Source organism: Streptomyces mutabilis (genome assembly GCF_046628145.1).
Lineage (GTDB): Bacteria > Actinomycetota > Actinomycetes > Streptomycetales > Streptomycetaceae > Streptomyces > Streptomyces mutabilis.
The window spans coordinates 1,056,210-1,079,432 of record NZ_CP176874.1 but is presented as its reverse complement, the minus strand read 5'-3'; the positions used below and the strand labels follow the sequence as shown (position 1 = coordinate 1,079,432).

At 74.0% G+C, this 23,223-nt stretch carries 23 protein-coding genes; 10 read left to right on the top strand and 13 right to left on the bottom strand.

The features are described 5' to 3' along the window. Positions 1-8 precede the first annotated feature (8 nt). Genes ACLIN4_RS04545 through ACLIN4_RS04535 form a run of 3 tightly spaced genes read right to left on the bottom strand, consistent with a single transcriptional unit; the run spans position 9 to position 3,032 of the window. Positions 9-1,508: a tripartite tricarboxylate transporter permease gene (locus ACLIN4_RS04545; protein WP_107479365.1), complete on the bottom strand. Its 1,500-nt coding sequence runs from the start codon at positions 1,506-1,508 to the stop codon at positions 9-11. Between the two features lies 1 nt (position 1,509). Further along, positions 1,510-2,049 (bottom strand): tripartite tricarboxylate transporter TctB family protein, encoded by a 540-nt coding sequence (locus tag ACLIN4_RS04540; RefSeq protein ID WP_100044897.1) that lies wholly within the window; start codon positions 2,047-2,049, stop codon positions 1,510-1,512. Continuing rightward, complete coding sequence (locus tag ACLIN4_RS04535) at positions 2,046-3,032, bottom strand: Bug family tripartite tricarboxylate transporter substrate binding protein (protein ID WP_179350214.1); 987 nt, start codon at positions 3,030-3,032, stop codon at positions 2,046-2,048. The genes ACLIN4_RS04540 and ACLIN4_RS04535 overlap by 4 nt, the downstream gene beginning before the upstream one ends. 340 nt (positions 3,033-3,372) lie before the next feature. Here ACLIN4_RS04535 and ACLIN4_RS04530 point away from each other — a divergent pair, with 340 nt between their 5' ends. Then, positions 3,373-5,019, top strand: coding sequence for a sensor histidine kinase (locus ACLIN4_RS04530; protein WP_411575520.1), 1,647 nt, complete (start codon positions 3,373-3,375; stop codon positions 5,017-5,019). Next, positions 5,016-5,813: a response regulator gene (locus ACLIN4_RS04525; RefSeq protein ID WP_100044900.1), complete on the top strand. Its 798-nt coding sequence runs from the start codon at positions 5,016-5,018 to the stop codon at positions 5,811-5,813. The genes ACLIN4_RS04530 and ACLIN4_RS04525 overlap by 4 nt, the downstream gene beginning before the upstream one ends. On the opposite strand, the gene ACLIN4_RS04520 is transcribed toward ACLIN4_RS04525, so the two are convergent. Beyond that, positions 5,776-6,366, bottom strand: coding sequence for a TetR/AcrR family transcriptional regulator (locus ACLIN4_RS04520; protein WP_290012297.1), 591 nt, complete (start codon positions 6,364-6,366; stop codon positions 5,776-5,778). The two genes, ACLIN4_RS04525 and ACLIN4_RS04520, sit on opposite strands and share 38 nt — an antisense overlap. 196 nt (positions 6,367-6,562) lie before the next feature. Between ACLIN4_RS04520 and ACLIN4_RS04515 the strand changes: the two genes are divergently transcribed. Genes ACLIN4_RS04515 through ACLIN4_RS04500 form a run of 4 tightly spaced genes read left to right on the top strand, consistent with a single transcriptional unit; the run spans position 6,563 to position 11,400 of the window. Next, positions 6,563-7,141 carry a (2Fe-2S)-binding protein gene (locus ACLIN4_RS04515; RefSeq protein WP_290012296.1) on the top strand — a complete coding sequence of 193 codons (579 nt, stop codon included), beginning with the start codon at positions 6,563-6,565 and terminating at the stop codon, positions 7,139-7,141. Continuing rightward, positions 7,138-8,130 carry an FAD binding domain-containing protein gene (locus ACLIN4_RS04510; RefSeq protein WP_100044903.1) on the top strand — a complete coding sequence of 331 codons (993 nt, stop codon included), beginning with the start codon at positions 7,138-7,140 and terminating at the stop codon, positions 8,128-8,130. The genes ACLIN4_RS04515 and ACLIN4_RS04510 overlap by 4 nt, the downstream gene beginning before the upstream one ends. Then, complete coding sequence (locus tag ACLIN4_RS04505) at positions 8,127-10,277, top strand: xanthine dehydrogenase family protein molybdopterin-binding subunit (protein WP_290012295.1); 2,151 nt, start codon at positions 8,127-8,129, stop codon at positions 10,275-10,277. The genes ACLIN4_RS04510 and ACLIN4_RS04505 overlap by 4 nt, the downstream gene beginning before the upstream one ends. Further along, a complete protein-coding gene (locus tag ACLIN4_RS04500) occupies positions 10,270-11,400 on the top strand; it encodes an XdhC family protein (RefSeq protein ID WP_289907742.1) in 1,131 nt (376 codons plus the stop codon). The genes ACLIN4_RS04505 and ACLIN4_RS04500 overlap by 8 nt, the downstream gene beginning before the upstream one ends. Positions 11,401-11,444: 44 nt before the next feature. On the opposite strand, the gene ACLIN4_RS04495 is transcribed toward ACLIN4_RS04500, so the two are convergent. From ACLIN4_RS04495 to ACLIN4_RS04480, 4 genes are all read right to left on the bottom strand, one after another. After that, positions 11,445-11,597 carry a hypothetical protein gene (locus ACLIN4_RS04495; RefSeq protein ID WP_373429069.1) on the bottom strand — a complete coding sequence of 51 codons (153 nt, stop codon included), beginning with the start codon at positions 11,595-11,597 and terminating at the stop codon, positions 11,445-11,447. Between the two features lie 63 nt (positions 11,598-11,660). Beyond that, positions 11,661-12,479: a polysaccharide deacetylase family protein gene (locus ACLIN4_RS04490; RefSeq protein ID WP_289907741.1), complete on the bottom strand. Its 819-nt coding sequence runs from the start codon at positions 12,477-12,479 to the stop codon at positions 11,661-11,663. A 128-nt stretch (positions 12,480-12,607) separates the two neighbouring features. Further along, positions 12,608-13,516, bottom strand: a complete 909-nt coding sequence (locus ACLIN4_RS04485) for a DMT family transporter (RefSeq protein WP_290012293.1) — start codon at positions 13,514-13,516, stop codon at positions 12,608-12,610. A gap of 130 nt (positions 13,517-13,646) precedes the next feature. Next, the gene (locus ACLIN4_RS04480) at positions 13,647-14,501 is read right to left on the bottom strand and encodes an SDR family NAD(P)-dependent oxidoreductase (protein WP_411575519.1); all 855 of its coding nucleotides are present in this window, start codon (positions 14,499-14,501) and stop codon (positions 13,647-13,649) included. A gap of 213 nt (positions 14,502-14,714) precedes the next feature. Here ACLIN4_RS04480 and ACLIN4_RS04475 point away from each other — a divergent pair, with 213 nt between their 5' ends. From ACLIN4_RS04475 to ACLIN4_RS04465, 3 genes are all read left to right on the top strand, one after another. Then, positions 14,715-15,830, top strand: coding sequence for an MGDG synthase family glycosyltransferase (locus tag ACLIN4_RS04475; protein ID WP_411575518.1), 1,116 nt, complete (start codon positions 14,715-14,717; stop codon positions 15,828-15,830). Between the two features lie 74 nt (positions 15,831-15,904). Next, positions 15,905-16,315, top strand: coding sequence for a DUF2267 domain-containing protein (locus ACLIN4_RS04470; RefSeq protein WP_411575517.1), 411 nt, complete (start codon positions 15,905-15,907; stop codon positions 16,313-16,315). After that, positions 16,302-16,793 carry a DUF1360 domain-containing protein gene (locus ACLIN4_RS04465; RefSeq protein ID WP_107478030.1) on the top strand — a complete coding sequence of 164 codons (492 nt, stop codon included), beginning with the start codon at positions 16,302-16,304 and terminating at the stop codon, positions 16,791-16,793. The genes ACLIN4_RS04470 and ACLIN4_RS04465 overlap by 14 nt, the downstream gene beginning before the upstream one ends. Before the next feature lie 50 nt (positions 16,794-16,843). Here the strand turns inward: ACLIN4_RS04465 and ACLIN4_RS04460 are convergent, their stop codons facing one another. Beyond that, positions 16,844-17,242 carry a DUF5997 family protein gene (locus tag ACLIN4_RS04460; protein ID WP_100044918.1) on the bottom strand — a complete coding sequence of 133 codons (399 nt, stop codon included), beginning with the start codon at positions 17,240-17,242 and terminating at the stop codon, positions 16,844-16,846. Between the two features lie 110 nt (positions 17,243-17,352). Here ACLIN4_RS04460 and ACLIN4_RS04455 point away from each other — a divergent pair, with 110 nt between their 5' ends. Next, complete coding sequence (locus ACLIN4_RS04455) at positions 17,353-18,150, top strand: LysR family substrate-binding domain-containing protein (protein WP_411575516.1); 798 nt, start codon at positions 17,353-17,355, stop codon at positions 18,148-18,150. A 25-nt stretch (positions 18,151-18,175) separates the two neighbouring features. Here ACLIN4_RS04455 and ACLIN4_RS04450 read toward each other — a convergent pair whose 3' ends face one another. From ACLIN4_RS04450 to ACLIN4_RS04435, 4 genes are all read right to left on the bottom strand, one after another. After that, positions 18,176-18,916, bottom strand: coding sequence for a DUF4142 domain-containing protein (locus ACLIN4_RS04450; protein WP_269956936.1), 741 nt, complete (start codon positions 18,914-18,916; stop codon positions 18,176-18,178). Positions 18,917-19,020: 104 nt separating this feature from the next. Further along, on the bottom strand, positions 19,021-21,858 hold the full coding sequence (locus ACLIN4_RS04445) for a beta-L-arabinofuranosidase domain-containing protein (protein ID WP_411575515.1): 2,838 nt from the start codon (positions 21,856-21,858) through the stop codon (positions 19,021-19,023). Between the two features lie 127 nt (positions 21,859-21,985). Further along, positions 21,986-22,681, bottom strand: coding sequence for an HAD family hydrolase (locus tag ACLIN4_RS04440; protein ID WP_100047970.1), 696 nt, complete (start codon positions 22,679-22,681; stop codon positions 21,986-21,988). 20 nt (positions 22,682-22,701) lie between these two features. Continuing rightward, positions 22,702-23,178 carry an Lrp/AsnC family transcriptional regulator gene (locus tag ACLIN4_RS04435; protein WP_043375717.1) on the bottom strand — a complete coding sequence of 159 codons (477 nt, stop codon included), beginning with the start codon at positions 23,176-23,178 and terminating at the stop codon, positions 22,702-22,704. Between the last annotated feature and the right edge of the window lie 45 nt (positions 23,179-23,223).

Here is a 23,223-nt window from a genome sequence, read left to right as displayed (position 1 = left end):
AACGGGTATCAGGCGTCGACTCGCGAACGCCCCCGCGTCACCAGCCGCTTCAGCAGCGGCCAAGCCAGCAGCAGCACGATCACCGCGTACACCGTCACCGCGAACGGAGTGTTGACCAGGCCGGTCACGCTGCCGTCGCTGATCTGGAGGGCGCGGCGCAGCTGCTGCTCGGCGTTCGGGCCGAGGATGACGCCGATCACCGCGGGCAGGATCGGCAGGCCGTAGCGCCGCATGCCGAACCCGACCAGGCCGATGACCAGCAGGGTCACCAGGTCGACGACCTCGCCGCCGACCGCGTACGCGCCGACCGCCGCGAAGAACATGATCCCCGCGTAGAGGTACGGCCGGGGGATGCGCAGCAGCTTGGCCCACACCGGCGCCAGCGGCAGGTTGAGCGCGAGCAGCAGCACCATGCCGACGAAGAGGGAGGCGATCAGGCCCCACACCAGCTCGGGCTCGCGTTCGAAGAGCAGCGGTCCCGGCTGGATGCCGTACTGCTGGAACGCGGCCAGCATGACCGCCGCGACCGCCGTCGTCGGCAGGCCCAGCGTCAGCATGGACACCAGCGTGCCCGCCGCCGAGGCCGACGCCGCCGACTCCGGGCCCGCCACACCCTCGATGGCGCCCTTGCCCCACTCGTCCTTGTGCTTGGACAGGCGCTTCTCCGTGACGTACGACAGGAACGTCGGGATCTCCGCACCGCCGGCCGGGATCGCGCCGAACGGGAAGCCGATGAACGGGCCGCGCAGCCAGGACTTCCACGTCCGCTTCACGTCACCCCGGCCGAGCCAGGGCCTGCCCACCGGGATCGGCTCCGCCGCCCCGCGCCGCAGATGCGCCGCCACCCACAGCGCCTCGCCGATCGCGAACAGCCCGACCGCGACGATCACCACGTCCACGCCGTCGGCGAGCTGGAGCGAGCCGAAGGTCAGCCGCTGCTGGCCGGTCATCTGGTCCAGGCCCACCAGGCCGATCGTCAGGCCGATCAGCAGGGAGGCCATGCCTCTGACGCGCGAGGAACCCAGCACCGAGGTCACCGCGATGAACGCCAGCACCATGATGGCGAAGTAGTCCGGCGCGCCGATGTCCACCGCCAGGTCGGCCACCGTCGGCGCCAGCGCCACCAGCAGGACCGTGCCGATCATGCCGCCCGCGAAGTGGCCGATGGCGGCGGCGGCCAGCGCCTGTGCGCCGCGCCCCGACTTGGCCATGGGGTTGCCCTCCATGGCCGCGACCACGGCGGCGCTCTCCCCGGGGGTGTTGAGCAGGATGGAGGTGGTGGAACCGCCGAACATCGCGCCGTAGTAGATGCCGGCGAACATGATGAACGCGGCGACCGGGTCGAGTCCGTACGTCACCGGCAGCAGCAGCGCCACCGCCATCGCGGGACCGATGCCGGGCAGGACGCCGATGGCCGTGCCGAGCAGCACCCCGAGCGCGGCCCACAGGAGGTTGACCGGGGTCAGGGCCGTCCCGAACCCGTCCATGAGGGAGTTGAGGGCGTTCATGTCAGAGCACTCCCATCAGCGGACCGCCGGGCAGCGGCACGCCGAGCAGCTTGTCGAAGACGACGTAGGTGAGCAGGGACAGCACCGCGGCGATGAGCGGATCGCGGTCCACGCGGCGGCTGCCCAGGGCGAAGGCCGCGCCCCAGAACAGCAGCGCGCCCGCGACCGGGAAGCCGGCCGGCTCGATCAGCACCGCCGAGCCGAGGAAGATGCCGGTGAGCAGCAGGACCGTGCGCCAGTCGGCCGGCTCGGACAGGTCGACGTCCTCGCCGCCCTCGGCCTCGCCCCGGCCGCCGCGCAGGACGTCCACCGCGAGCAGCGCGGCGATCACCAGCAGGCCGATGCCGACGACGATCGGCACGGTCTTCGGGCCGACCGGCCCGCGCTGGGTGATGTCCACGTCCATCGTGAGCGCGTCGGTCAGCACCAGCACGCCGAGCGCCAGCAGCAGGACGCACACGCCCAGTTCGGAGTGGTCGCGCAGCCACGCGCGCCGGCCCTTGGCCGCTCCGGTGGGGGATTCGGTCGTCGGCGTCGTCACAGTCCCAGCTCCTTCAGTACCGACACCACACGCTTGTCCTGGGCGTCCAGGAACGCGCCGAACTCCTCACCGGTGAGGAAGGCGTCGTCCCAGCCGTTCTGCTCCAGGGACTTCTTCCACTCGGGGGAGTCGTGCAGCTCCTCGAACAGGCGGGTCAGCTTGTTCCGCTCCGCCTCGGACAGGCCGGGCGGGGCGACGATGCCGCGCCAGTTGGTGAAGTCCACGTCGTAGCCGGACTCCATGAGCGTCGGCGCGTCCTTCAGTTCGTCGACCCGCTCCGGGCCGGTCACCGCGAGCACCCTCAGTTCGCCCGCCTTGATCTGGTCCAGGTACTCGCCGACGCCGGAGACCCCGAAGCCGACCTTGTTGCCGAGGATCGACGCGAGCAGCTCGCCGCCGCCGTCGAAGGGGATGTAGTTGACCGACTTGGGAGAGATCCCGGCGGCCTGCGCCATCAGCATCGGCGCGAGGTGGTCGGGCCCGCCCGGCGACGAACCGCCCCCGACGGGGATCTTGCCCGGGTCCTTCTTCCAGGCGTTGATCAGCTCGTCGATCGTCTTGTACGGCGAGTCCTTGGCGACCACCACGACGTCCTGCTCCTCGGTGAGCCGCGCGATCGGCGTGGTGTCGGCCAGGGTCTTGGGCGCGTGGTTGGAACGGGCGGCGCCCACCACGCCGAGGCCCATGGACATCGCGAGCTTGCCGTTGCCGTGCTCGCTCACCAGCCGGCTCAGACCCACGGTGCCGCCCGCCCCGGGCAGGTTGAACACCTCGATGTTGTGCGTGAGCCCGGCGTCCTCGGCGTTCTTCGCGGCCGTGCGGGCGGTGATGTCGTAGCCGCCGCCGGGTGTGTTGGGAACCATGAAGCGCAGGCCGGGGATCTGCGTGCCGGTCTCGGAGTCGCTGCCCGTGGAGAGCAACGGCGGTCCCGCGAGCACGAGCACGGCGGCCCCTAGCAGGGCAAGGGGGGTGCGCAGGCGCACGAATGACACCACCTGTCGGTTGGGTAGATCGGGTACGGGGAAGCCCTGTGGGGGAGGGTGACGTGGGCCACATGGTGCCCGCGCCCCTGCCCCGTGTCTTCCTTGCGGAACCAAGGGAGGTTGTGGTCATTGCGGTCGCCGCGGGTGGCCTCCCGGGACCGCCCGGTTCGTCCCCCGGGAAGTCCCGATGTGCCCCCTGCGGGAGTTTCCGGTTGGTCGCCGCGGGGTCGCCGGTTCATTGCGAAGACGGCACATCCCTTTCCTTCGCCGCAGGTGAGCGCCATGATGGCGACCCGGCACACCCGCCCGTCCCCCTTCGCCAGCCGAGAACGAGTCCGCCGTGGCCCCCACCTTCCGCCGTCAGACCCTCGCGGGCGAGATGCTGGTCCTCCAGCTCGCCATCGTCGTGGTGGTCCTGCTCGCGGTGGCCGCCGTCTCGCTCGCCCAGTCCAAGGCCACCTTCAACCGCGTCGAGGGCCGCCGGGTCACCGCCCTCGCCGAACAGCTGGCCGCCACGCCGCTGGTGCGCAGCCAGCTCCTGCGCCCGGTGCCGCAGGAGGCCCTGGCCCCGCTGGTCAACTCGACGCAGACCCAGTCCGGCGTCACCTCGGTGACCGTGGCCGACGCCGACGGCCGCGTCGTCAGCTCCACCGACCCCACACTGATCGGCGGCCGGCTGCCGCGCGGCGAGGACGTCGCCGCGGGGCGCGGCTGGTCGGGACCGCTGACCGTGCAGGGCAGCCGGGAACTCGTCGCCCAGGTCCCGGTGCTCGGCGCCACCCGGCAGACCCTCGGCCGGCACCTCGGCACGGTGATGGTGGGCGAGGCCGACCCGACGGTCTGGCAACGCCTCAGCGGCGCCTCCTCCTACCTGCTCGCCTACCTGGGCATCGCCAGCGGCCTCGGCGTGGCCGGCTCCTGGCTGCTCGCCCGGCGCGTGAAGCGCCAGACCCTCGGCCTGGAGCCGCGCGAGATCGCCGGACTCGCCGAGCACCGGGAGGCCATGCTCTACGGCATCGCCGAGGGCGTGGTCGCCCTCGACCCGCAGCACCGGCTCACCCTGGTCAACGAGATGGGCCGGCGCCTGCTCGGCCTGCCCGCCGACTGCGTGGGCCAGAGCCTGGACGGCCTCGGCATCGACGGACGGCTGCGCGACGTCCTCGCCGGCGCCACCCCCGAAGCGGCCGAACCGCGCGACGAGGTCGTCGTCCGCCACGGCCGGGTCCTGGTGATGAACCGCATGACCGTCACCAAGGACGGCCGACCGCTCGGCTCCGTCACCACCCTGCGCGACCGCACCGAACTGGCTCGCCTGGAGCGGGAGATCGGCTCCTTCCGCTCCACCTCGGAGCTGCTGCGCGCCCAGGCCCACGAGTTCGCCAACCAGCTGCACACCATCTCCGGGCTCATCCAGATCGGCGAGCAGGATGAGGTGGTGCGCTACATCCGCGCGCTCAACCAGCGCCGCCAGTCCCTGGACGTCACGCTCAGCCGCCGGGTCCGCGACACCGCGGTCGCCGCGCTGCTGACGGCGAAGACCTCACTCGCGGCCGAGCGCAGGGTCGCCCTGCGCCTGTCGGACCGTACGGCGCTCGACCGGCTGACCCCCGAGGACGCCGCCGACGTGGCCACCGTGGTCGGCAACCTCGTCGACAACGCCGTGGACGCCGCCGCGGCGTCCGGTGAAGGCCGCGAGGCCTGGGTCGAGGTCGAGCTCAGGCAGGACGCCTCCAGCGTCGAGATCGTGGTCCGCGACTCCGGGCCCGGAGTGGAGCCCGAACTGGCCCGCGAGGTCTTCTCGCACGGCTTCACCACCAAGGCCGCCCGGCAGGGCGAGCGCGGCATCGGCCTGGCGCTGACCCGGCTGGTCTGCGAACGTCACGGCGGTGAGATCTCGGTGACCAACACCCCGGAGGGGGCCATGTTCACCGCACGCATGACCGTCAGCCACCTCACCGACGCGGTGGCGGAAGGAGCAGCACCATGACGGGTACGAGCGGCACGGCCGACGCGACCGCCACGACCGCCCTGCCCGGGGCGGGGGCGCCTCGGGCCACCGCCTCCGCGATCGGCGTCCTCGTGGTCGACGACGACTTCATGGTGGCCCGGGTCCACCGCGCCTTCGTCGAACGCGTCGAGCCCTTCCGGGTCCTCGGGGTCGCCGGCACCGGGGAGGAGGCCCTCACCGCCGTCGGTGAGCTGCGCCCCGACCTCGTCCTGCTCGACCTGTACCTGCCCGACGTCTTCGGCCTCGACGTCATCCCCAGGCTGCGCGCGGCCGGCCACGACTGCGACGTCATGGTCATCAGCGCGGCCCGGGAGGCGGACGCGGTGCGCGGCGCCGTACGGCACGGGGTGGTCGACTACCTGCTCAAGCCGTTCGAGTTCGAGGACCTGCGGGTCCGGCTGGAGCGCTACGCCGTCCAGCGGGGTCGGCTCCTCGGCACGGTGGTCCGCAGCCAGGCGGACGTCGACCGTGTTCTGGCCGGAGCTGCTGCGCCCGCCGCACCGGTCCCCGCGCTGCCGAAGGGCATGAGCGTGGAGACCGCCGAGCTGGTCGAACGCACCCTGCGTGCGGCCGAGGGCACCCTGTCGGCCAGTGAGTGCGCCGCGCTCACCGGCGTCTCCCGGGTCAGCGCCCGCCGCTACCTGGAGTACTTCCACACCACGGGCAGCGTGGACGTCTCCCTGCGCTACGGCGTGGCAGGCCGCCCCGAACGCCGCTACCGCCTGCGTGACGCGGTCACCGGCGGGGTGCTCCCGCCCGCAGCCCGTCCATGACGAAGTCCAGGAACCGGGTGACCCGCGGCTGCCAGTCCTCGCCGGGACCGATCAGCCACAGACCGCCGATGACGAGGAAGAAGTCGTCGCCGGACACCCCGGGCCGGATGGTGCCGGCCTCCTCGTTCGCACGGAGCAGGAGCTCGGCCGCGTCCATGACCGGGGTGGGGCGCGGCTTCTCCGGTGCCCCGGGCGCGCTGGTGACCAGCCGGATCGCGTCCGCCAGGCCCGCCTTGGTCATGGCGAACTCGGCGAGGCGGTCCATCCACTCGCGCAGGGCCCGGTCGGGTTCCCGGGTGGCCAGCAGTTCGGGCGCGGCGTCGGCCACCTGCTGCATGCCGTAGCGGTAGACCTCCAGGACGAGGGCCTCGCGGTTGGGGAAATTGCGGTAGAAGGTGCCCTGCCCGACCCCCGCCTTCTTGGCGATGGCGCTCAACGGGGCGTTCGCGCAGTGCGTCAGTTCCTCCGTGGCCACTTCCAGGATTCGCTCGCGGTTGCGCTGGGCGTCCGAGCGCAGGGGAGTGTCCGGCTTGTCTCTCTTCGACTGCGGCACTCGTCCTCCTTCCGGGTTCGTGACCGAATCCCGACCTTGCTAAGCGGACAACTGTCCGTTACGTTTCCAGTGAGCGGACAGCTGTCCGGTTACCCGCCCACTCTAGCGGCGGAAGCGGCCGACGGCCCCCGCCCATCGATGCCCCCACTGCCTACAGCCAGTTTTCCCGGTCACCAGACACCAAAGAAGGCTGATCATGGCCCCAGCGCCCTCGTCGACGTCCAGTGCCGTCACCCTGAACATCAACGGCGAGAAGCACCAGCTGACCGTCGACCACCGCACCACCCTGCTCGACGCCCTGCGCGAGCGCCTCGATCTCACCGGTACCAAGAAGGGCTGCGACCAGGGGCAGTGCGGTGCCTGCACCGTCCTGGTCGACGGACGCCGCGCCGTGGCCTGCCTGAACCTCGCCGTCGCCGCCGAGGGACGCGAGATCACCACCATCGAGGGCATGGCCGAGGGCGACCGGCTGCACCCGGTGCAGCAGGCCTTCCTCGACCTCGACGGCTACCAGTGCGGCTACTGCACCCCCGGCCAGATCTGCTCGGCGATCGCCGTCATCGAGGAACACGCGGCCGGCTGGCCCAGCGCCGCCACCGAGGACGTGCGGCCCGAGGCCGGACCGCCACCCCTGACACCGGAGGAGATCCGCGAACGGATGAGCGGCAACCTGTGCCGATGCGGCGCCTACGTCTCCATCGTCCAGGCGGTCGCCCGCGCGGCCGAGGCACACGACGAGGCGGACACGCAGAGCGCGAAGGAGACGGCCGCATGAGGGAGTTCGGATATCAGCGCGCCGGTGACGTCTCGGGCGCGGTGGCCCTCCTCGCCGCCGATCCCGACGCCCGCTACCTCGGCGGCGGCACCAACCTCGTCGACCTCATGAAGGCCGGCGTGGAACGCCCCGCCCGCCTCGTCGACGTCCGCGAACTGCCCCTGGACGGTATCGACACCACCCCCGACGGCGGCCTGCGCATCGGCGCCACCGTCACCAACAGCGACCTCGCCGCCCACCCCGAAGTGCGCCGCCGCTACCCGGTGTTGACCCAGGCGGTCCTGGCCGGCGCCTCCGGGCAGCTGCGCAACATGGCCACCGTCGGCGGCAACCTCCTCCAGCGCACCCGCTGCGGCTACTTCACCGACGTGAGCAAGCCGTGCAACAAGCGCGCCCCCGGCAGCGGTTGCCCCGCCGTCACCGGCGAGCACCACAACCACGCGATCCTGGGCGCCACCGACCACTGCGTGGCCGTCCACCCCTCGGACATGGGCGTCGCCCTCGCCGCCCTCGACGCCGTCGTCACGTACGAAACCCCTGACGGACCGGGGGAGTCACCGATCGCCGACTTCTACCTCCCCGTCGGAGACACCCCGCACCGGGAGACGGCCCTGCCGCCCGGCGCGCTGATCACCGGCGTCGTCCTGCCGCCCGCCCCGGTCGCCGCCCGCTCCCGCTACCGCAAGGTGCGCGAGCGCGCCTCGTACGCCTTCGCCATCGGCTCGGTCGCCGCCGCGCTCGACGTCGAGGACGGCGTCGTACGCGACGCGCGGCTGGCCCTCGGCGCGGTCGCCTCGCGGCCCTGGCGGGCCCGTGCGGCCGAGAGCGCGCTGATCGGCGCGCCCGCCGACGGCGCGGCCTTCGCCGCCGCGGCCGACGCCGAACTCGCGGCCGCGAGGCCGCTGCCCGACAACGGATACAAGGTGACCCTCATGCGCAACCTCGTGGTGGCCGTCCTGACCGAACTCGCCGAGGAGGCCGCCCGATGACCACCGCCACCACCGGCCGTACGACGGTCAAGGGGGCCGTCGGCACCGCGCACACGCGCGTGGAGGGCCGCGACAAGGTCACCGGGGCGGCGCGCTACGCCGGCGAGGTCCCCTTCGCCGATCTCGCCCACGGCTGGCTGGCCCTGTCCACCGTCACCCGCGGACGCGTCCGCTCCATCGACACCGACGCGGTCCTCGGCATGCCGGGCGTGCTCGCCGTGCTCCACCACGGCAACGCCCCGCGCGTCGACACCGACTACATCGGCCTGCTGGGCATCCCGCCGGACCCGACCGCCGCCGTCTTCCAGGACGACCGGGTCCCGCACGCCGGCTGGCCGGTCGCCCTCGTCGTCGCCGAGACGCCCGAGCAGGCCCGGGAGGCCGCCGAGGCCCTCGTCGTCACCTACGACGAAGAGCCGCACGACACCGCGCTCACCTCCGACCACCCCGGCGCCTACCCGGCCGACGGGCACATGCCCGCCGAGACCGAGAAGGGCGACCTGGCGGCCTCGCTCGCCGCGTCCGCCGTCGTCGTGGACGAGGAGTACACCACCCCCGAAGAGCACCACAGCATGATGGAGCCGCACGCGGCCACGGCCCTGTGGGACGGCGGCCGACTGGAGGTGATCGACTCCAACCAGGGCGCCACCTGGGTCCAGACCGAGCTGGCGAAGATGTTCTCCCTGGACGAGTCGGCCGTGCGGGTGCGCTCCGAACACATCGGCGGCGGCTTCGGCAGCAAGGGCCTGCGCGCCCACCAGGTCTCCGCCGTGATGGCAGCGACCGTCCTGCACCGCCCGGTGCGCGTGGTCATGACCCGGCGTCAGATGTTCTCGCTGGCCGGCTACCGCAGCCCCACCGCCCAGCGCGTCCGGCTCGGCGCCGACGCCGACGGCCGGCTGCGCGCCCTGGACCACCGCTCGCTGAACCAGACCTCGACCGTGTACGAGTTCGTGGAGCCCGGCGCGGGCGTCGCCCGGGTCATGTACGACGCCGACGCCCACCGCACCGCCAACCACGTCGTACGGCTCGACGTGCCGTCCCCGACCTTCATGCGCGCGCCGGGCGAGGCGCCGGGGTCCTTCGCGATCGAGGCGGCACTGGACGAACTCGCCGAGCGCTGCGGCGTCGACCCGATCGAACTGCGCCTGCGCAACGAGCCCGAGGCCGGCCCGGTCTCCGGGCTGCCGTTCAGCAGCCGCAACCTGGCGGCCTGCTTCCGCGAAGGCGCCCGCCGCTTCGGCTGGGCCGAGCGCGACCCGCGGCCCGGAATCCGCCGCGACGGGCGCTGGCTGCTGGGCACCGGCACGGCCGCGGCCTCCTTCGGCGCCGGCGCCGGCCCCTCCACGGCCCTGCTGACCGCGGAGGCCGACGGCACCTTCACCGTGCGGATCGCCGCCGCCGACCTCGGCACCGGCGCCCGGACCGCGCTCACCCTGGTCGCCGCCGACGCGCTGGAGGTCACGCCCGAGCGGGTCCGGGTCCGGATCGGCGACAGCGACTTCGGACCGGCGATGATCGCGGGCGGCTCGATGGGCACCCGCTCCTGGGCCTGGGCGATCACGGAGGCGGCCCGCGACCTGCGGGAGCGGCTCGCCCTGGGCACGACCGTCCCCCCGGAGGGCATCACCGTGCGCTCCGACACCACCGCGGCGCTCGGCGCCCTCGCGCAGAAGGAACGGCACTCCTTCGGGGCGCAGTTCGCCGAGGTCGCCGTGGACACCGCCACCGGCGAGGTGCGGGTGCGCCGCATGCTCGGCATCTTCGCGGCGGGCCGCATCGTCAACCCCCTCACCGCCCGCAACCAGCTCGTCGGCGGCATGATCTGGGGCATCTCCATGGCCCTGCACGAGGAGGCGGTCCGGGACCGCGCCACCGGTGGTCTGTACGCCCCCGACCTCGCCGGCTACCACGTGGCCACGCACGCCGACGTGGGCGACATCCACGCGGACTGGGTGGACGACCACGACCCGGACGACCCGGTCGGCATCAAGGGCGTCGGCGAGATCGGCATCGTCGGCGCGGCGGCGGCCGTCGCCAACGCGGTCTGGCACGCGACCGGCGTACGCCACCGCAGCCTCCCGATCCGTCCCGACCGCGTGCTCTCGGCGACGGCTCCCACAGCCGGGGGCGGGGCGGATGCTTGACATCGCCGACGAGCTGAACGGCTGGCTGGAGGAGGGCCGGGAGTTCGCCGTCGCCACCGTCGTCTCCGTCGGCGGCAGCGCGCCGCGCGGGCCGGGCGCCGCCCTCGCCGTCGACAGCGAGGGCACGGCGATCGGCTCCGTCTCCGGCGGCTGCGTGGAGGGCGCGGTGTACGACCTGTGCGCCGACGCCCTCCGCAGCGGCGAGACGGTGCGCGAGCGGTTCGGCTACAGCGACGAGGACGCCTTCGCGGTCGGCCTCACCTGCGGCGGGGTCATCGACGTGCTGGTCACACCGGTCGGCGCGGGGGCGCCTTCGCGGGAGGTGTTCCGGGCGGCGCTGGCCACCGCCGCCCGGGGCGGCACCGCGGCCCTCGCCCGGGTCGTCGAGGGCCCCGCCGAACTGCTGGGCCGGGCGCTGCTGGTCCGCTCCGACGGCTCGTACGAGGGCGGTCTCGGCGGCCACCCGGACCTGGACCGCACGGCGGTGGCCGAGGCCGGCGCCCTGCTGCACGCCGGCCGTACCGGCACGGTCGGCCTCTCGGAGGACGGCTCGCACTGCCCCGGCGGGCTCACCCTGCTCGTCGAGTCCAGGGTGCCGCCGCCCCGCATGATCGTCTTCGGCGCGGTGGACTTCGCGGCGGCGCTGGTGCGGGCCGGCAAGTTCCTCGGACACCACGTGACGGTGTGCGACGCCCGGCCCGTCTTCGCCACGCCCGCCCGCTTCCCCGAGGCCGACGAGGTCGTCGTCGACTGGCCGCACCGCTACCTGCGGAGCACCCCCACCGACGAACGCACGGTGCTGTGCGTCCTCACCCACGACGCCAAGTTCGACGTGCCGCTGCTGACGGAGGCACTGCGGATGCCGGTCGCGTTCGTCGGGGCGATGGGCTCGCGCCGCACCCACGAGGACCGGAACCGGCGGCTGCGCGAGGCGGGCCTGACCGAGCGCGAACTCTCCCGCCTGCGCTCACCGATCGGCCTGGACCTGGGCGCCCGGACACCCGAGGAGACCGCGCTCTCCATCGCGGCGGAGATCGTCGCCCTGCGGCACGGCGGAACGGGGCGGCCGCTGACCGGCGGCGCGGCCCCGATCCACCGCGGGCTGACCGGGGCGGCGGCCTGACGGGAGCGGGGACCGGGTCGCGGCCCGCCCGCACCGGGCCGGCATCAGGACGACGCTCGCCGGGGCCGGTCGGCGCGGGCCCCGGCGAGCGTCGCAGGCTCAGGGCAGTGCTCGCCGGCCAGACGGACCGCGCACTCCAGCATCAGGGCGTCCACGAAGGCGTGCGGGAGGTCGCTGCGCGGCTGCCGCTGACGCACGTCGTACTCCTCCGCGAGCAGGCCGGGCGGTCCGGACGCCGCTCGTGGCCGTCCCTCACGACGCTACGGCTGTCCCGGCGCCGGTGACCGAAACGGCGCGGCCCCCGACGGCGCCGGTACGCCCCCGCCTGCATCCCGGGCGCGGACCGTCCCGACGACCCCGTGCTCCAGCAGCGGCCCGACCTCCAGCCCGGCCGCGCGGCAGTCGCGCACGATGCCGGGCAGGGCGGCGAGGGCCGCCCGCCAGCTGCCGGGGGCGGAGGCGTGGTCGGTGTCGTGCAGGAGGACGGTGCCGCCCCCGCGCAGGTCCGCCGCCACGGTGGCCCGCACCGAGGCGGGTGTGGCGTCCTGCCGCCAGTCCTTGCCCCACGCCGTCCACAGCACCGGCCGGAGCCCGGCCCGGCGGCACGCGGTCCAGCGGCCGGAGGTGAGGATGCCGTAGGGCGGGCGGTACCAGAGCGGGGCCTGCCCGGTGACCTCGCGCACCACGCGGACGGCCCGCCCCAGCTCGCGCGCGTCCCGCGCCGGTGACGGCAGCCAGGGACGGTCGTGCGTCCAGCCGTGGACGGCGAGTTCGTGCCCCCGCCGGGCCAGCTCCCGGGCCTGGGTCGGGTGGCGTACGACGTTCTCGCCCAGGACGAAGAACGTCGCCCGCACCCCGAGCCCGTCCAGCAGGTCGAGGAAGTGCGGCGTGGAGACCGGGTCGGGACCGTCGTCGAAGGTGAGGGCGACATGGCCGGGGCGGCCCTGTCCGGCCAGCCCGGGGAACCGGCGCCGGCGCAGCCCGGGCAGCCAGGTCGCGGCCGGACCGATGTGGGCCAGCGCGGCGACGAACGGAGCGACCGCGCACACCGCCGGTCCGGCACGGAAACCCTCACGCATGCGTCTGTCTCCCGTCTCCGTCCGCTTCCTGCTTCTGTCTCCGTCCGCTCCGCTCCGACCGCCTCGCCTCGCCCCGCGCGGCCCGGCGCGGTGCCGGGCGGCGGGTGGCCCGCCTCGGGGCAGCCCGGTCACACCTTCCGCCGGCCCGTGGGCCCGTCCCGCGCCGCCGGCGCCGTGTCCCACGCACCGTGCACCGACGGCGCCCGCGCCAGCCCCACGCTGCCGAGGCCGATCAGCGCCACGCCGATCAGCTCGGGCAGCACCCGCACCCCGAGCGCGATCTCCTCGCCGAACAGCGCCCAGCCCAGGGCCACGCTGGTCAGCGCGTCGCCCAGGGTCAGCGCCGGTTGGGACGCCGCGAGGGTTCCCGCGCGCAACGCGCTCTGCAACAGCAGGAAGCTGACCACGCCGACCACTCCCGTGGCGTACACCGGCCACTGGGCCAGCACCGCGCCCACCCCTTGCGGAAGCCGCCCGGTGACCTCTTTGAGCAGCGCCGCCGTACCGCCGAACGCCACGGCCGACGCCGACCCGAACAGGGCGGCCCGGGGTGCGCCCCGCACCAGGCTGCCGGCCGAGGCCAGGGCCGTCACCACGACGAACAGCGCCAGGCCCGCCCAGCCCCACCGGCCCGGCGTCGCCGTGTCGTGGCCGGCCGACGGCGCGGCGGCGCCCAGGAACAGCGAGAGCCCCACGGCCAGCGCCACGAACGCCAGCCAGGTCTGCGGGTCGGGCCGCCGGTGGAAGACCAGACTGCCCACCATCAGGGTGAACAGCAGCTCACTGGCCATCAGGGGCTGCACGACGGCCAGACTGCCCACCGCCAGCGCGGCCCCCTGAAGCACCGTCGTCAGCGCCAGCAGTGCCGCCCCGCCCACCCAGTAGCGGTCGCGTACCAGCCGCAGCAGCGAGCGCACCACCGTGTGCCGGGCACCCGCCCGGTTCTCGTCCTGCGCCGCCGCCCGGCGCTGCAGCACCGACGCCGCCGCGTTGGACAACGCCGCGAACAGGGCCAGGACGACGGTGAGGGCACTCACCGCCGCGCACTCCCGCTCATCCGGACCTCACCCGCACCGCACGACACCAGCACCGCATGCGCCCGCACCGCACGGCCTGCGCCCGCACCGCACGACGCCCGAAGCGCACGACCACCGCACGCACCGCACGTCATCCGAACCGCGCGGCCAGTCGCCGGTACAGTCCCGGTGCCGTGCCCCGCACCCGGCACGGCAGCCGCAGCCAGCCCGGCACGTACACCTCGTCCCGGCCCCGTGCCACCGCCGTCCGCACCGCCTCGGCCACGCGCTCGGGCGGCACCGGACGCGGCCGGGACCGCCGGTAGGGAGCACCGCGGCGCTCGAAGAACGGGGTGTCGACCACACCGGGCACCACGTGCGTGACGCCCACGCCGGTGCCGCGCAGCTCGTAACGCAGCGCGTCCGCGAAGCCGCCGATCGCGGCCTTGGCCGCGGAGTACACGGCCTCGTCGCGCACCGCCACACTGCCCGCCAGCGACCCGATGAGCACCACCCGCCCCGACCCCGCCTGCACCATGCCCGGCAGCACCAGCCGCACCAGCCGCAGCGTGGCCGACACGTTGATGTCGAGCACCTCGTCGATGGTGTGCCGAGGCATGTCCAGGAACTCCCCGGCCCAGCCGACCCCGGCACCCGCCACCAGCAGGTCCACCGGACCCACCGTGGCCAGCGTGAAGTCGGCGAGCTGCCGGTCGGCGCCGGGCAGGGTGAGATCCGCGGCGAAGGCGGTCGCCGAGGCGTCCTCGGCGACATCGCGCAGCCGCGACGGGTCACGCCCGCTGAGCACCAGCCGCCAGCCGCCCTCCTCGCTCAACCGGCGGGCCACGGCCGCGCCGATGCCGGAGGACGCACCCGTCACGAGAGCCGTGCGCGTCCGCGTGCCCCGCCCGCCGACGGGCTCCCGCCGGGGCCTGGCGTGGTCCGCGTCGGGCGCGACGACCTGCGGTCCGGGAACCGACCGGGGACGGGAGAACGCATGGACCATGAGGACCACCTTGGCTCGGGGCGGACGCCTGAGCCCGGCCGGCCGAGCTGTCGGGCTCGGCTGTCCGGCCGGTCGGGCGGTCACGGAGTATCCCTGGTGGCGCGCCCGAAACACCCGCTTGTGCGGCGGTTTGGAACGTTCCGGGCGGGCAACTGGTGCGCCGTGTGTCCTCGCAGCTCGCCCGCGCCCCGCCGGCCCGCCACCCCGCGCCCGGTGCGTGAAGGCCGACGTCTGCTGGTGGTCAGCGCGAGCATGGGCGCCGGGCACGACACGGTCGCCGCGGAGCTGGTCCGCCGGGCCCGGGAACACGGTGACGACGCCCGGGTCGTCGATGTCCTCGCCCTGCTGCCGTACGGCCTGGGCACCGCGCTGCGGCACTTCTACCGGGGGTCGGTGCGCCACTTCCCGTGGGCGTACGCCGCCCTCTACCGCCTCTTCCTGCGCCCCGGCGCCGGACGCCGCCCCGGCGGGACCCCCCTGGCCCGGCTCGCCGGCGACCGGCTGCGCGAGCTGGCCGAACGTTCGGGTGCGGACGTGGTCGTGCCCGTCTTCCACCTCGGCGCCCAGCTCACCGGCCACCTGCGTGCCCGCGGTCTGCTGTCCGTGCCCAGCGCCGTCCTCGTCATCGACTTCGCGGTCCACCGGCAGTGGCTCCACCCCGGCAACGACCGCTGCCTGTGCCTGACGGAGGACGCGGCCCGCGAGGTGCGGAAGAGCACCGGCACCGTCGCGGAGGCGTGCGGGCCCGTCGTCGCGCCGGAGTTCTTCGCCGACGCTCCCGGCGCGGACGGGTGGCGGGAGCTGTTCGACCGGCTCGGTCCCGGGCGGCCCGCCGTGGTGCTCTCCGCGGGCGCCTGGGGGGTCGGCTCGCGCCTGGACACCACCGTCCGGCTCCTGACGGGAAACGGCTTCCTGCCGGTCGTGCTCTGCGGGGACAACGAGCGGCTGCGCCGCGACCTGTCCGGCACACCGGGCGTACTCGCGCTGGGCTGGGTGACGGACATGCCCGGCCTGCTGCACGCGGCCCGCGCCCTGGTGGACAACGCCGCCGGCCAGACCGCCGTACAGGCGCTCGCCGCCGGACTGCCGGTCGTGGGGCACCGCCCGATACCCGGCCACGGCGCTGACGGCGTTCGGCGGATGGCGGCGCTGGGGGTGTCGGAGGTCGCCGGGGACGACGCCGCGCTGCTCGGCGCACTGCGGCGGCTCACCGCCGCCCGTCCGGCCCGGCGGGAGCGGATCGCAGCCGGACGCGCACTCTTCACGGCCGACGCCCTGACCCGGATACTCGCGCTCGCCGACGCCCACGCGCAACGTGCCCGGCGGTGAGATCGCGCCCCGTTTCCCCGGCCGGTCCCGGGGCACCCGGCCCGGCGGCGAGAACCGGTGAAGGAGGCGACGCCGTGCGGTTCGACGAATTCCTGACCCTGGTCCGCGACCGCGGCGAGTACCACAGCGAGGACGAGGCCGAACAGGTCAGTACGGCGGTCCTGTGGGTGATCGCGTCCCGCATCGGGCCGGACGAGGCGGCGGGCCTGGCCTCCGACCTGCCCGCGCCCCTGGACGACGCGCTGCGCCTGGAACGCGGGCGTCCCGAGACGTTCGGCCGCGAGGAGTTCCTCCGGCGCGTGGCCCAGCAGACCGGTGCCCGGCCACGCACCGCGGAATGGGACGCCGGCGCCGTGCTCTCCACCCTGGGCGAGGCGGTGCCCGGCGACCGCGTCGAGCACCTCCTGGCCCAGCTGCCCGAGGACTGTGCCGACCTCTTCGGCCGAAGGGGCGGTCCCGAAGGAGGTACCCATGACGGACGGTGAACAGCGTTACGACGGCGAGGAGGACACCCCTCTCGGGGGATACGCGGCGCTCGCGACGACCTTCGCGGCGGCGGTCGGGGTGTTCGCCGTGACCGCGCGGCGCCGCGGGCTGCGCCTGCCCGACACCGTCCCCGCCTGGGACGTGGCCATGCTGGGGGCGGCCACGTTCAAGATGTCCCGGCTGCTGACCAAGGACAAGGTCACCAGCTTCCTGCGGGCGCCGTTCACCCGGCGCGAGCGGGAGGGCGAGGCCAGTGAGGTGATGGACGCCCCGCGCGGCACGGGCCTGCGGCGTGCCGTCGGCGACCTGGTCTCCTGCCCGTTCTGCACCTCCACCTGGGTGGCCGGCGGGCTGGTCGGCACCTACGCCGTCGCGCCCCGGGCCGCCCGGCTGGTGGCCGCCGGCCTGAGCGCCGTGGTGGTGTCGGACTGGCTCCAGTACGCGTGGAGCGCGACCGAGCAGAAGGCCGAGGGGTGAGCGGACGAGGGGTGAGCGGACGAGGGTGAGGACGAGGACCGGGGCGACGGTCAGTCGCGCGCGGCCCGCTCCGCCCGCTCGGCGTGCAGCTTCTTCACCCGGGCCGCCTCCTTGCGCACGTCGGCCTGGACGGCCCGCTCGCGCTCCAGCCACTCCGGGCGCTCCTCCTTGAGCGCCTCGATCTGCTCGGTGGTGAGCGGCTCCGTCACCCCGCCCCGGTGCAGCCCCGCGATGGAGACGCCCAGCTTGGCCGCCACCACCGGTCGCGGGTGCGGGCCGTCGCGCCGCAGGTCCCGCAGCCAGGCGGGCGGGTCGGCCTGGAGCGCGTTCAGCTCGGCGCGCGTGACGACGCCCTCCCGGAACTCGGCGGGTGTGGCCTCGAGGTACACACCCAGCTTCTTCGCCGCGGTCGCGGGCTTCATGGTCTGGGTGTTCTGGTGCGACGTCATGGTGTCCAGGGTATCGAGCGTACGCACGACCGCCGACCACGCCCGGTGACCGCGGCTCCCGCCCGTGCCTGGTGGCCACGGCCCGCGACCACGCCCGGTAACCTGGCCGGGTGACAGGCTCGGAAGAACCCCCCTCGTTCCGGCTCGCGTACGTCCCGGGGGTGACGCCCGACAAATGGGTGCGCATCTGGAACGAGCGGCTGCCCGACGTCCCGCTGACCCTGACCCAGGTCCCCGCCGCCGAGGCGGGTGGCGTGCTGCTGGCCGGCGACGCCGACGCCGGGCTGGTGCGGCTGCCCGTCGACCGGACCGCCCTCAGCGCGATCCCCCTCTACACCGAGACCACGGTCGTGGTGATCCCCAAGGACCACCTCGTCACCGCGGCCGACGAGGTGACCGTCGAGGACCTGGCCGACGAGATCGTGCTGCACCCCCTCGACGACGTCCTCGGCTGGGAGCGGCCGCCGGGCCGGCCCGCGTTCGAGCGTCCCGCCACCACCGCGGACGCCGTCGAGCTGGTGGCCGCCGGGATCGGCGTGCTGCTCGTCCCCCTGTCGCTGGCCCGACTGCACCACCGCAAGGACCTCACGTACCGGACGGTCACCGACGCCCCCGGGTCGAGCGTGGCGCTGTCCTGGCCCGAGGACGCGCACACCGACCGGGTGGAGGACTTCATCGGCATCGTCCGGGGCCGCACCGTCAACAGCACCCGGGGCCGGCAGCCCGCGCAGGCACCGCGCAAGGGCGAACGGACGGAAGCCGCCCCCACGCGGCGCAAGCAGGCGGCCGGGAAGCAGACCGGGGGCGCCCGGCGCGGCGCGGGCGGCACCCCGAAAAGCGGCGGCAGGGACGGCGGCAAGAGCGGCAGCGGCAAGGGCGCCCGGCGCGGCCGGCCGCGCCGCGGCTGAGGGCACCGGGCTCCGCCGCCCCGAGTCACCGGACCGTCGGACTCGGACTGGGCGCCGAGGTGTTGACCTCGAGGCCGGGCGGCGCGGTGAGGGAGAGCACCGGCTCACCTGGCTGCGGCGCCGGCGGAGTGAGCTGCGCCTTGGGCAGGTCCGGCGGGGCCGACTGCTGGAAGTTGACCTGGTCGAAGTTGACCAGGCCGGTCTTCTCCAGCACCGTGATGTGGTCCAGCACGGTGTCGTTGGCCTGGTCGGCCAGCTGCCGCACCAGGGAGTTCTTGGTGTTGGCCCGGATGTTCGCGATCGCCGGGAAGATCTGCCCGTGCGTGATGCGCATGATGTTGACCGCGGTGGTGTCGAACTGCTTGCCCGTCGTCCCGTCCACGGTCGACACGAACTGCTGCTGCTGCGGGGAGGCCAGGTTGGGCAGGGTGATGCCCAGCTCCGGCGCGATCTTGCGGCAGGTCGCGTCGAGCCGGGCGTGCCCGACGACCAGGTGCTCGCCGGCCTCCTTCATCTCCGGTGTCGTCCCCCGCTCCATCGCCATCAGCCCGAGCGGGTGCTCCCACAGCCCTGCCGCCCGCACCTTCACCACGAAGTCCCGGTCGGCCTCGGTGAGCGGCCCGTACACCGTGTTGGTGATGACCCGGGCCTGGTCGTTGCCCGTGTTCTGCACCCCCAGCATCGTCGGGTAGGCGAGCGCGGTGAGGGTGAGGACCAGGGCACCGGCCACGAAGGCGGTCCCTGCCGTGGTGCGCGTGATGCGCATCGTGCCTCCTGGAGCGAGGACAGGCTCGGACACCAGGAGGTACGGATGCGGGCGGCGAACCGATCACTTCCCCGGGCAAAAACTCGGGGAAGTGTCCGTCCGGTTCAGTCCGCGTACGACGCCTTGCGCGCCGTACGCACCACCTGCTCGCCCTCCTCCCGCCCGAGCAGCCCGCCGTCGACCCACGCGTCCACCGTCGAGCGCACGTGGGCCACCAGCGCGCCCTTGCCCCTGAACGGCGCCCCGGCCCAGACCTCGTCGAGCAGTGTGGTGCCGTCCGCCTTCGCCGGGTTGGCGACGCCCGAGTCGGTGCCGCCGAACACCACCCGGGGTTCCGAGCGCCGGAAGTACGCGTGCGTCGGCTCCTCGGTCCCCTCGGCGAAGGGCGCCCACTCGGTGCCGTCCAGCGTGTAGTGCAGCGGCCTGCCCGGCACGGGGGTGAGCGTGTGCAGCAGGTCGCCGGAGAGACCGGCGTTGCGGTACAGCCCGCACTCCAGGAGACCGGTGGACGGGTCGCGGGCGACCAGATTGACCGGACCGTGGAACAGAGCCTGCAACGAGGGGTCGTCGACCGCCTTCTCCACCCGCAGCCGGAAGGGCACGCGGACCCGCACGGTGTCGCCCCGCCGCCAGGTCCGGGACACGGTGAAGTAGCTGCCCGGCACCGGGGTTCCCGGCACGGCACGCCCGTTCACGGTGACCCGGAAGCCGGCCGTGGCCCACGAAGGCACCCGCAGCCGCAGCGCGAACGAGGCGCCGCCACCGTCGATCGTGAGGGTGCTGCCCTGTTCCCGCGGGTACTCCGTGGTCTGGGTGACGGTGACGCCCCGCTCGGCCCAGGTGAGCGTGGAAGGGCTGTAGAGGTTGACGTACAGGGCGCCGCCGTCGGCCGCCGCGAAGTACACCGAGTCCTGGTACTTGGTGGCGCTCTCCATCCCGGTGCCCTCGCAGCAGGTGGTGCCCTGCTTGGGCGTGTAGTCGCGCACATGACCGGGCGTCAGCCCGATGAAGTAGGTGACGAGCGGTTTCTCCGCGTCGGGCCTGTCCTGTTTGGAGCCGAGCACCTGGTTGTACAGGGCCCGCTCGTAGTAGTCCATGTACGCCGGGTCCTGGTCGTGGAAGAACAGTGTCCGGCTCAGCTTGAGCAGGTTGTACGCGCAGCAGCTCTCGGCGGTCGTGTCACCGATGGTGCCCGCGATCACGTCCCGCGCCTTCCAGAACTCGCCGGTGCTGGTGCCGCCGATGGCGTACATGCGGTGCGGTACGACCATGCCCCAGAAGTTCCTCGCGGCGGTGAGGTAGCGCTCCTCGCCGGTCTCGTCGTACAGCCGCACCAGGCCGGTGAAGATCGGTATGTGCTGGTTGGCGTGGAGACCGTCGAGGACGTCGGTGTTCGCGGCGCCGGCGTCGATCAGCCGGTCGAGGTCGAAGAGCCGGGCCAGCGCGAGGTGCCGCGCCTCGGCGGTGACGGCGTGCAGATCGCAGATCGCCTCGACGATGCCGCCGAACTCGCCGCTGGAGAACATGCCCCACATGCGCTGCAGGGTGGCCGCCGGCAGCTTCGACAGGCGGGAGTACATCCAGTCGCACATCCCGGACGCGAGGTCCAGCGCCCGGCCGTCACCGGTGGCGAGGTGGGCGTCCAGCAGTCCCCGCAGGATCTTGTGCGCCGTGTAGTAAGGCGCCCAGACCCTCGTGTAGTCGCTGCCGGTCATCGACTCCAGCTCGATGAACTGCGTCTCCGGGTACGCCGCGAGGAACCCGGGGTGGCTGGGTCCGCCCCAGGTACGGCGCAGGGTGGCCGTCAGGCCCCGGCCGGAGGCGTCCGCGAACCGCCCGCCGTCGGTCTCGTCGAAGGCGTACGACGCCAGGTCGCCCCGGCCGGCGGGCGAGTCGGCGGCGCGGACCTCCCGCAGCGCGGCGATCTCCTCGGCGCTCAGGGCGCGCGACCAGACGTTGAACTCCTCGAAGGCACCCGCGAAGACGGGGTCGGCGGGGTAGTGCGAGCGGCCCAGCCAGTGGTGGGCGAGCGGGCCGAGGGCCGCCGGGGTCAGCGTCATGGCGGTGTTCCGCGCCACGGCGGTGCCGTCGACGTAGAGGGTGCCGGTGCCGTCCGCGAGCGTCACGGCCAGGTGGCTCCACCGGTCCAGGGGCAGGGCGGCCGTGCCGTCGATGCCCTGCTCGCCGCCGGCCCCGCCGTCCGTGATGGCGAAGCGCGGCACGCCGTCCGCGTTGCGGGCGGCGAGGTAGAGGTAGCGGTTGGTGTCGTCGCCGAAGTCCACGACGCGGGCCCAGTCGCCGTCGTGCGCGGGCTTCACCCAGGCGGCCAGCGTGATCGTGGGAGTGTCCCCTAGGACGCCCGCGGGGAGGTCGACGTACTGGTAGGAGCCGCGGACGTTCTCGGCGGCCGGGCCGAAGCGGCCCCGCGTGCTCAGCACCGCCGGGTCGCCGCGCAGCGCCTCGCGTACCTCGGTCAGGGCGCCGACCACGGTGCCGATCCGCTCTGCGAAGACCCGCTCGCCGGTGCTTCGGTACGCCTGGGACAGCATGGTCAGGAAGTGGCCCGTGTAGTGACCGCGCAGGTTGCCGTTGGCCTCGCCGTCCAGCCCTTCCCAGCCGCCCGGGGCGACGGCGCCGAGGGTGGACAGACCGGCGTTGGCCCGGAAGACCTGGAGCAGCCGGTTCACGTCGTAGCCCCGGGCGTGGTCCAGCATCAGCCGCCGCTTGTCGCTGAAGTCACCCCGGCCGAGTGTCACGTCCTCGAGTCCGAACGGCCGCACGGACCAGGCCGCCGGTGTCGCGGGGCCCACGAGGCCGGCGGGCGGAGCCGGTGCCTGGGGACCGGCACCCGGCCGACCGGTCGCCGCATGCGAGACCGCGGGCGTTCCCGCGGCGAGTGCCGCGGCGAGCAGGAGGGTCCGCCGGGGGAGGGGCGCTGCCAATGTGCTCCTCGATTCTTGCGATGCGAATCGTTCGATATGACGAACGATGTTCGAAAGGTCGCCCAGAAGATAGGCAGGGGGCTGAGGAGCGTCAACGCTACCGGCGAGTACCGTCCGGCGGACGCGGTCAGGCGGCCCGCACCGTCCGCGCGAGCCAGTCGTACGCCGCCCGTGCGGTGAACTCCGCCTGTCCGCCTCGTACCAGCAGATCGGCGCCGGCGAACTCCGGGGCGTCCGCCTGCGTCGCGACGTAGGGGATCGCGATGCACCGCATGCCGGCCGCGTGCGCGGCGGCGGCTCCGGGGGCGGCGTCCTCCAGGACCACGCAGTCGGCCGGGTCCGCGCCCAGCCGGCGGGCCGCCTCCAGGAAGACATCCGGGGCCGGCTTGCCCTGCGCGACCTCGTCGGCCGAGACGATCGTCCGCAACTGCGCGTCCAGGCCGGTGCGGGACAGGATCGTCTCGATGGCCTCGGGCGAAGAACCGGAGGCCACGGCCAGCGGCACCCCCTCGCCGGCCAGCAGCTCGACGAACTTCCGCATCTCGGGGTACGCGCGGGCGGAGGTGCGGGCCAGCTCCAGGTAGTGGCGGTTCTTGACGGCGAGCAGTTCCTCCACCGGTGCCCGCAGGCCGTAGCGCCGCTTCCAGTCGGCGACCGTCTCCTGGGTGCTGATGCCCACGTACTCCTCGTGTTCCGCCCAGGTGAAGTCGGGGACGCCGTACTCGGCCAGGGTCTGCCGGCCCGCCTCGTAGTAGTTCGGCTCGCTGTCCACGAGTGTTCCGTCGAGATCGAAGATGACCGAGATGCCGTCGAGAGTGCTCATGGGGTCCAGCATGCCAAGTCCTACTTCCGTGCCGAGCGCCCGATCGACTCCACCAGGGGCAGCAGCCGGTGCGGGACGCGCTCGCGCAGTGCCACCTCGCTGCGGGTGCGCACCACCCCGGGCAGGCTGATCAGCTTCTGGACCACGTCTTCCAGGTGGGCGTTGTCGCGGGCCACGACACGGGTCAGCAGGTCCCCGCCGCCGGTGATGGAGAAGGCCTCGACGATCTCCGGCACGGCCGCCAGCGCCTCGCCCACCTCGTCCAGGTGTCCCTGGGTGACCTCGATGTGCACGAACGCGAGCACCGGGTGGCCCAGTGCGGCGGGGGAGAGGGACGGCGCGGTGCCGGTGATCACGCCGTCGCGCTCCAGGCGGTCCAGCCGGGCCTGGAGCGTCCCGCGGGCGACCCCGAGGACGCGGGCGTACTCGCGCACGCTGGTGCGCGGCTGCTCCAGCAGCAGTCGCAGGATGCGGGTGTCCAGCTCGTCGACGGCCACGGCGTACGCGGCCTCCTTCGTCGGCCATTGGCACTTCGGTGGCCG

Bases quoted from the DNA above. Each gene is read 5' to 3' on its own strand.
- ACLIN4_RS04545 (WP_107479365.1), bottom strand. From the start codon at position 1,508: ATGAACGCCCTCAACTCCCTCATGGACGGGTTCGGGACGGCCCTGACC.
- ACLIN4_RS04525 (WP_100044900.1), top strand. From the start codon at position 5,016: ATGACGGGTACGAGCGGCACGGCCGACGCGACCGCCACGACCGCCCTG.
- ACLIN4_RS04515 (WP_290012296.1), top strand. From the start codon at position 6,563: ATGGCCCCAGCGCCCTCGTCGACGTCCAGTGCCGTCACCCTGAACATC.
- ACLIN4_RS04510 (WP_100044903.1), top strand. From the start codon at position 7,138: ATGAGGGAGTTCGGATATCAGCGCGCCGGTGACGTCTCGGGCGCGGTG.
- ACLIN4_RS04505 (WP_290012295.1), top strand. From the start codon at position 8,127: ATGACCACCGCCACCACCGGCCGTACGACGGTCAAGGGGGCCGTCGGC.
- ACLIN4_RS04500 (WP_289907742.1), top strand. From the start codon at position 10,270: ATGCTTGACATCGCCGACGAGCTGAACGGCTGGCTGGAGGAGGGCCGG.
- ACLIN4_RS04490 (WP_289907741.1), bottom strand. From the start codon at position 12,479: ATGCGTGAGGGTTTCCGTGCCGGACCGGCGGTGTGCGCGGTCGCTCCG.
- ACLIN4_RS04480 (WP_411575519.1), bottom strand. From the start codon at position 14,501: ATGGTCCATGCGTTCTCCCGTCCCCGGTCGGTTCCCGGACCGCAGGTC.
- ACLIN4_RS04465 (WP_107478030.1), top strand. From the start codon at position 16,302: ATGACGGACGGTGAACAGCGTTACGACGGCGAGGAGGACACCCCTCTC.
- ACLIN4_RS04460 (WP_100044918.1), bottom strand. From the start codon at position 17,242: ATGACGTCGCACCAGAACACCCAGACCATGAAGCCCGCGACCGCGGCG.
- ACLIN4_RS04450 (WP_269956936.1), bottom strand. From the start codon at position 18,916: ATGCGCATCACGCGCACCACGGCAGGGACCGCCTTCGTGGCCGGTGCC.
- ACLIN4_RS04440 (WP_100047970.1), bottom strand. From the start codon at position 22,681: ATGAGCACTCTCGACGGCATCTCGGTCATCTTCGATCTCGACGGAACA.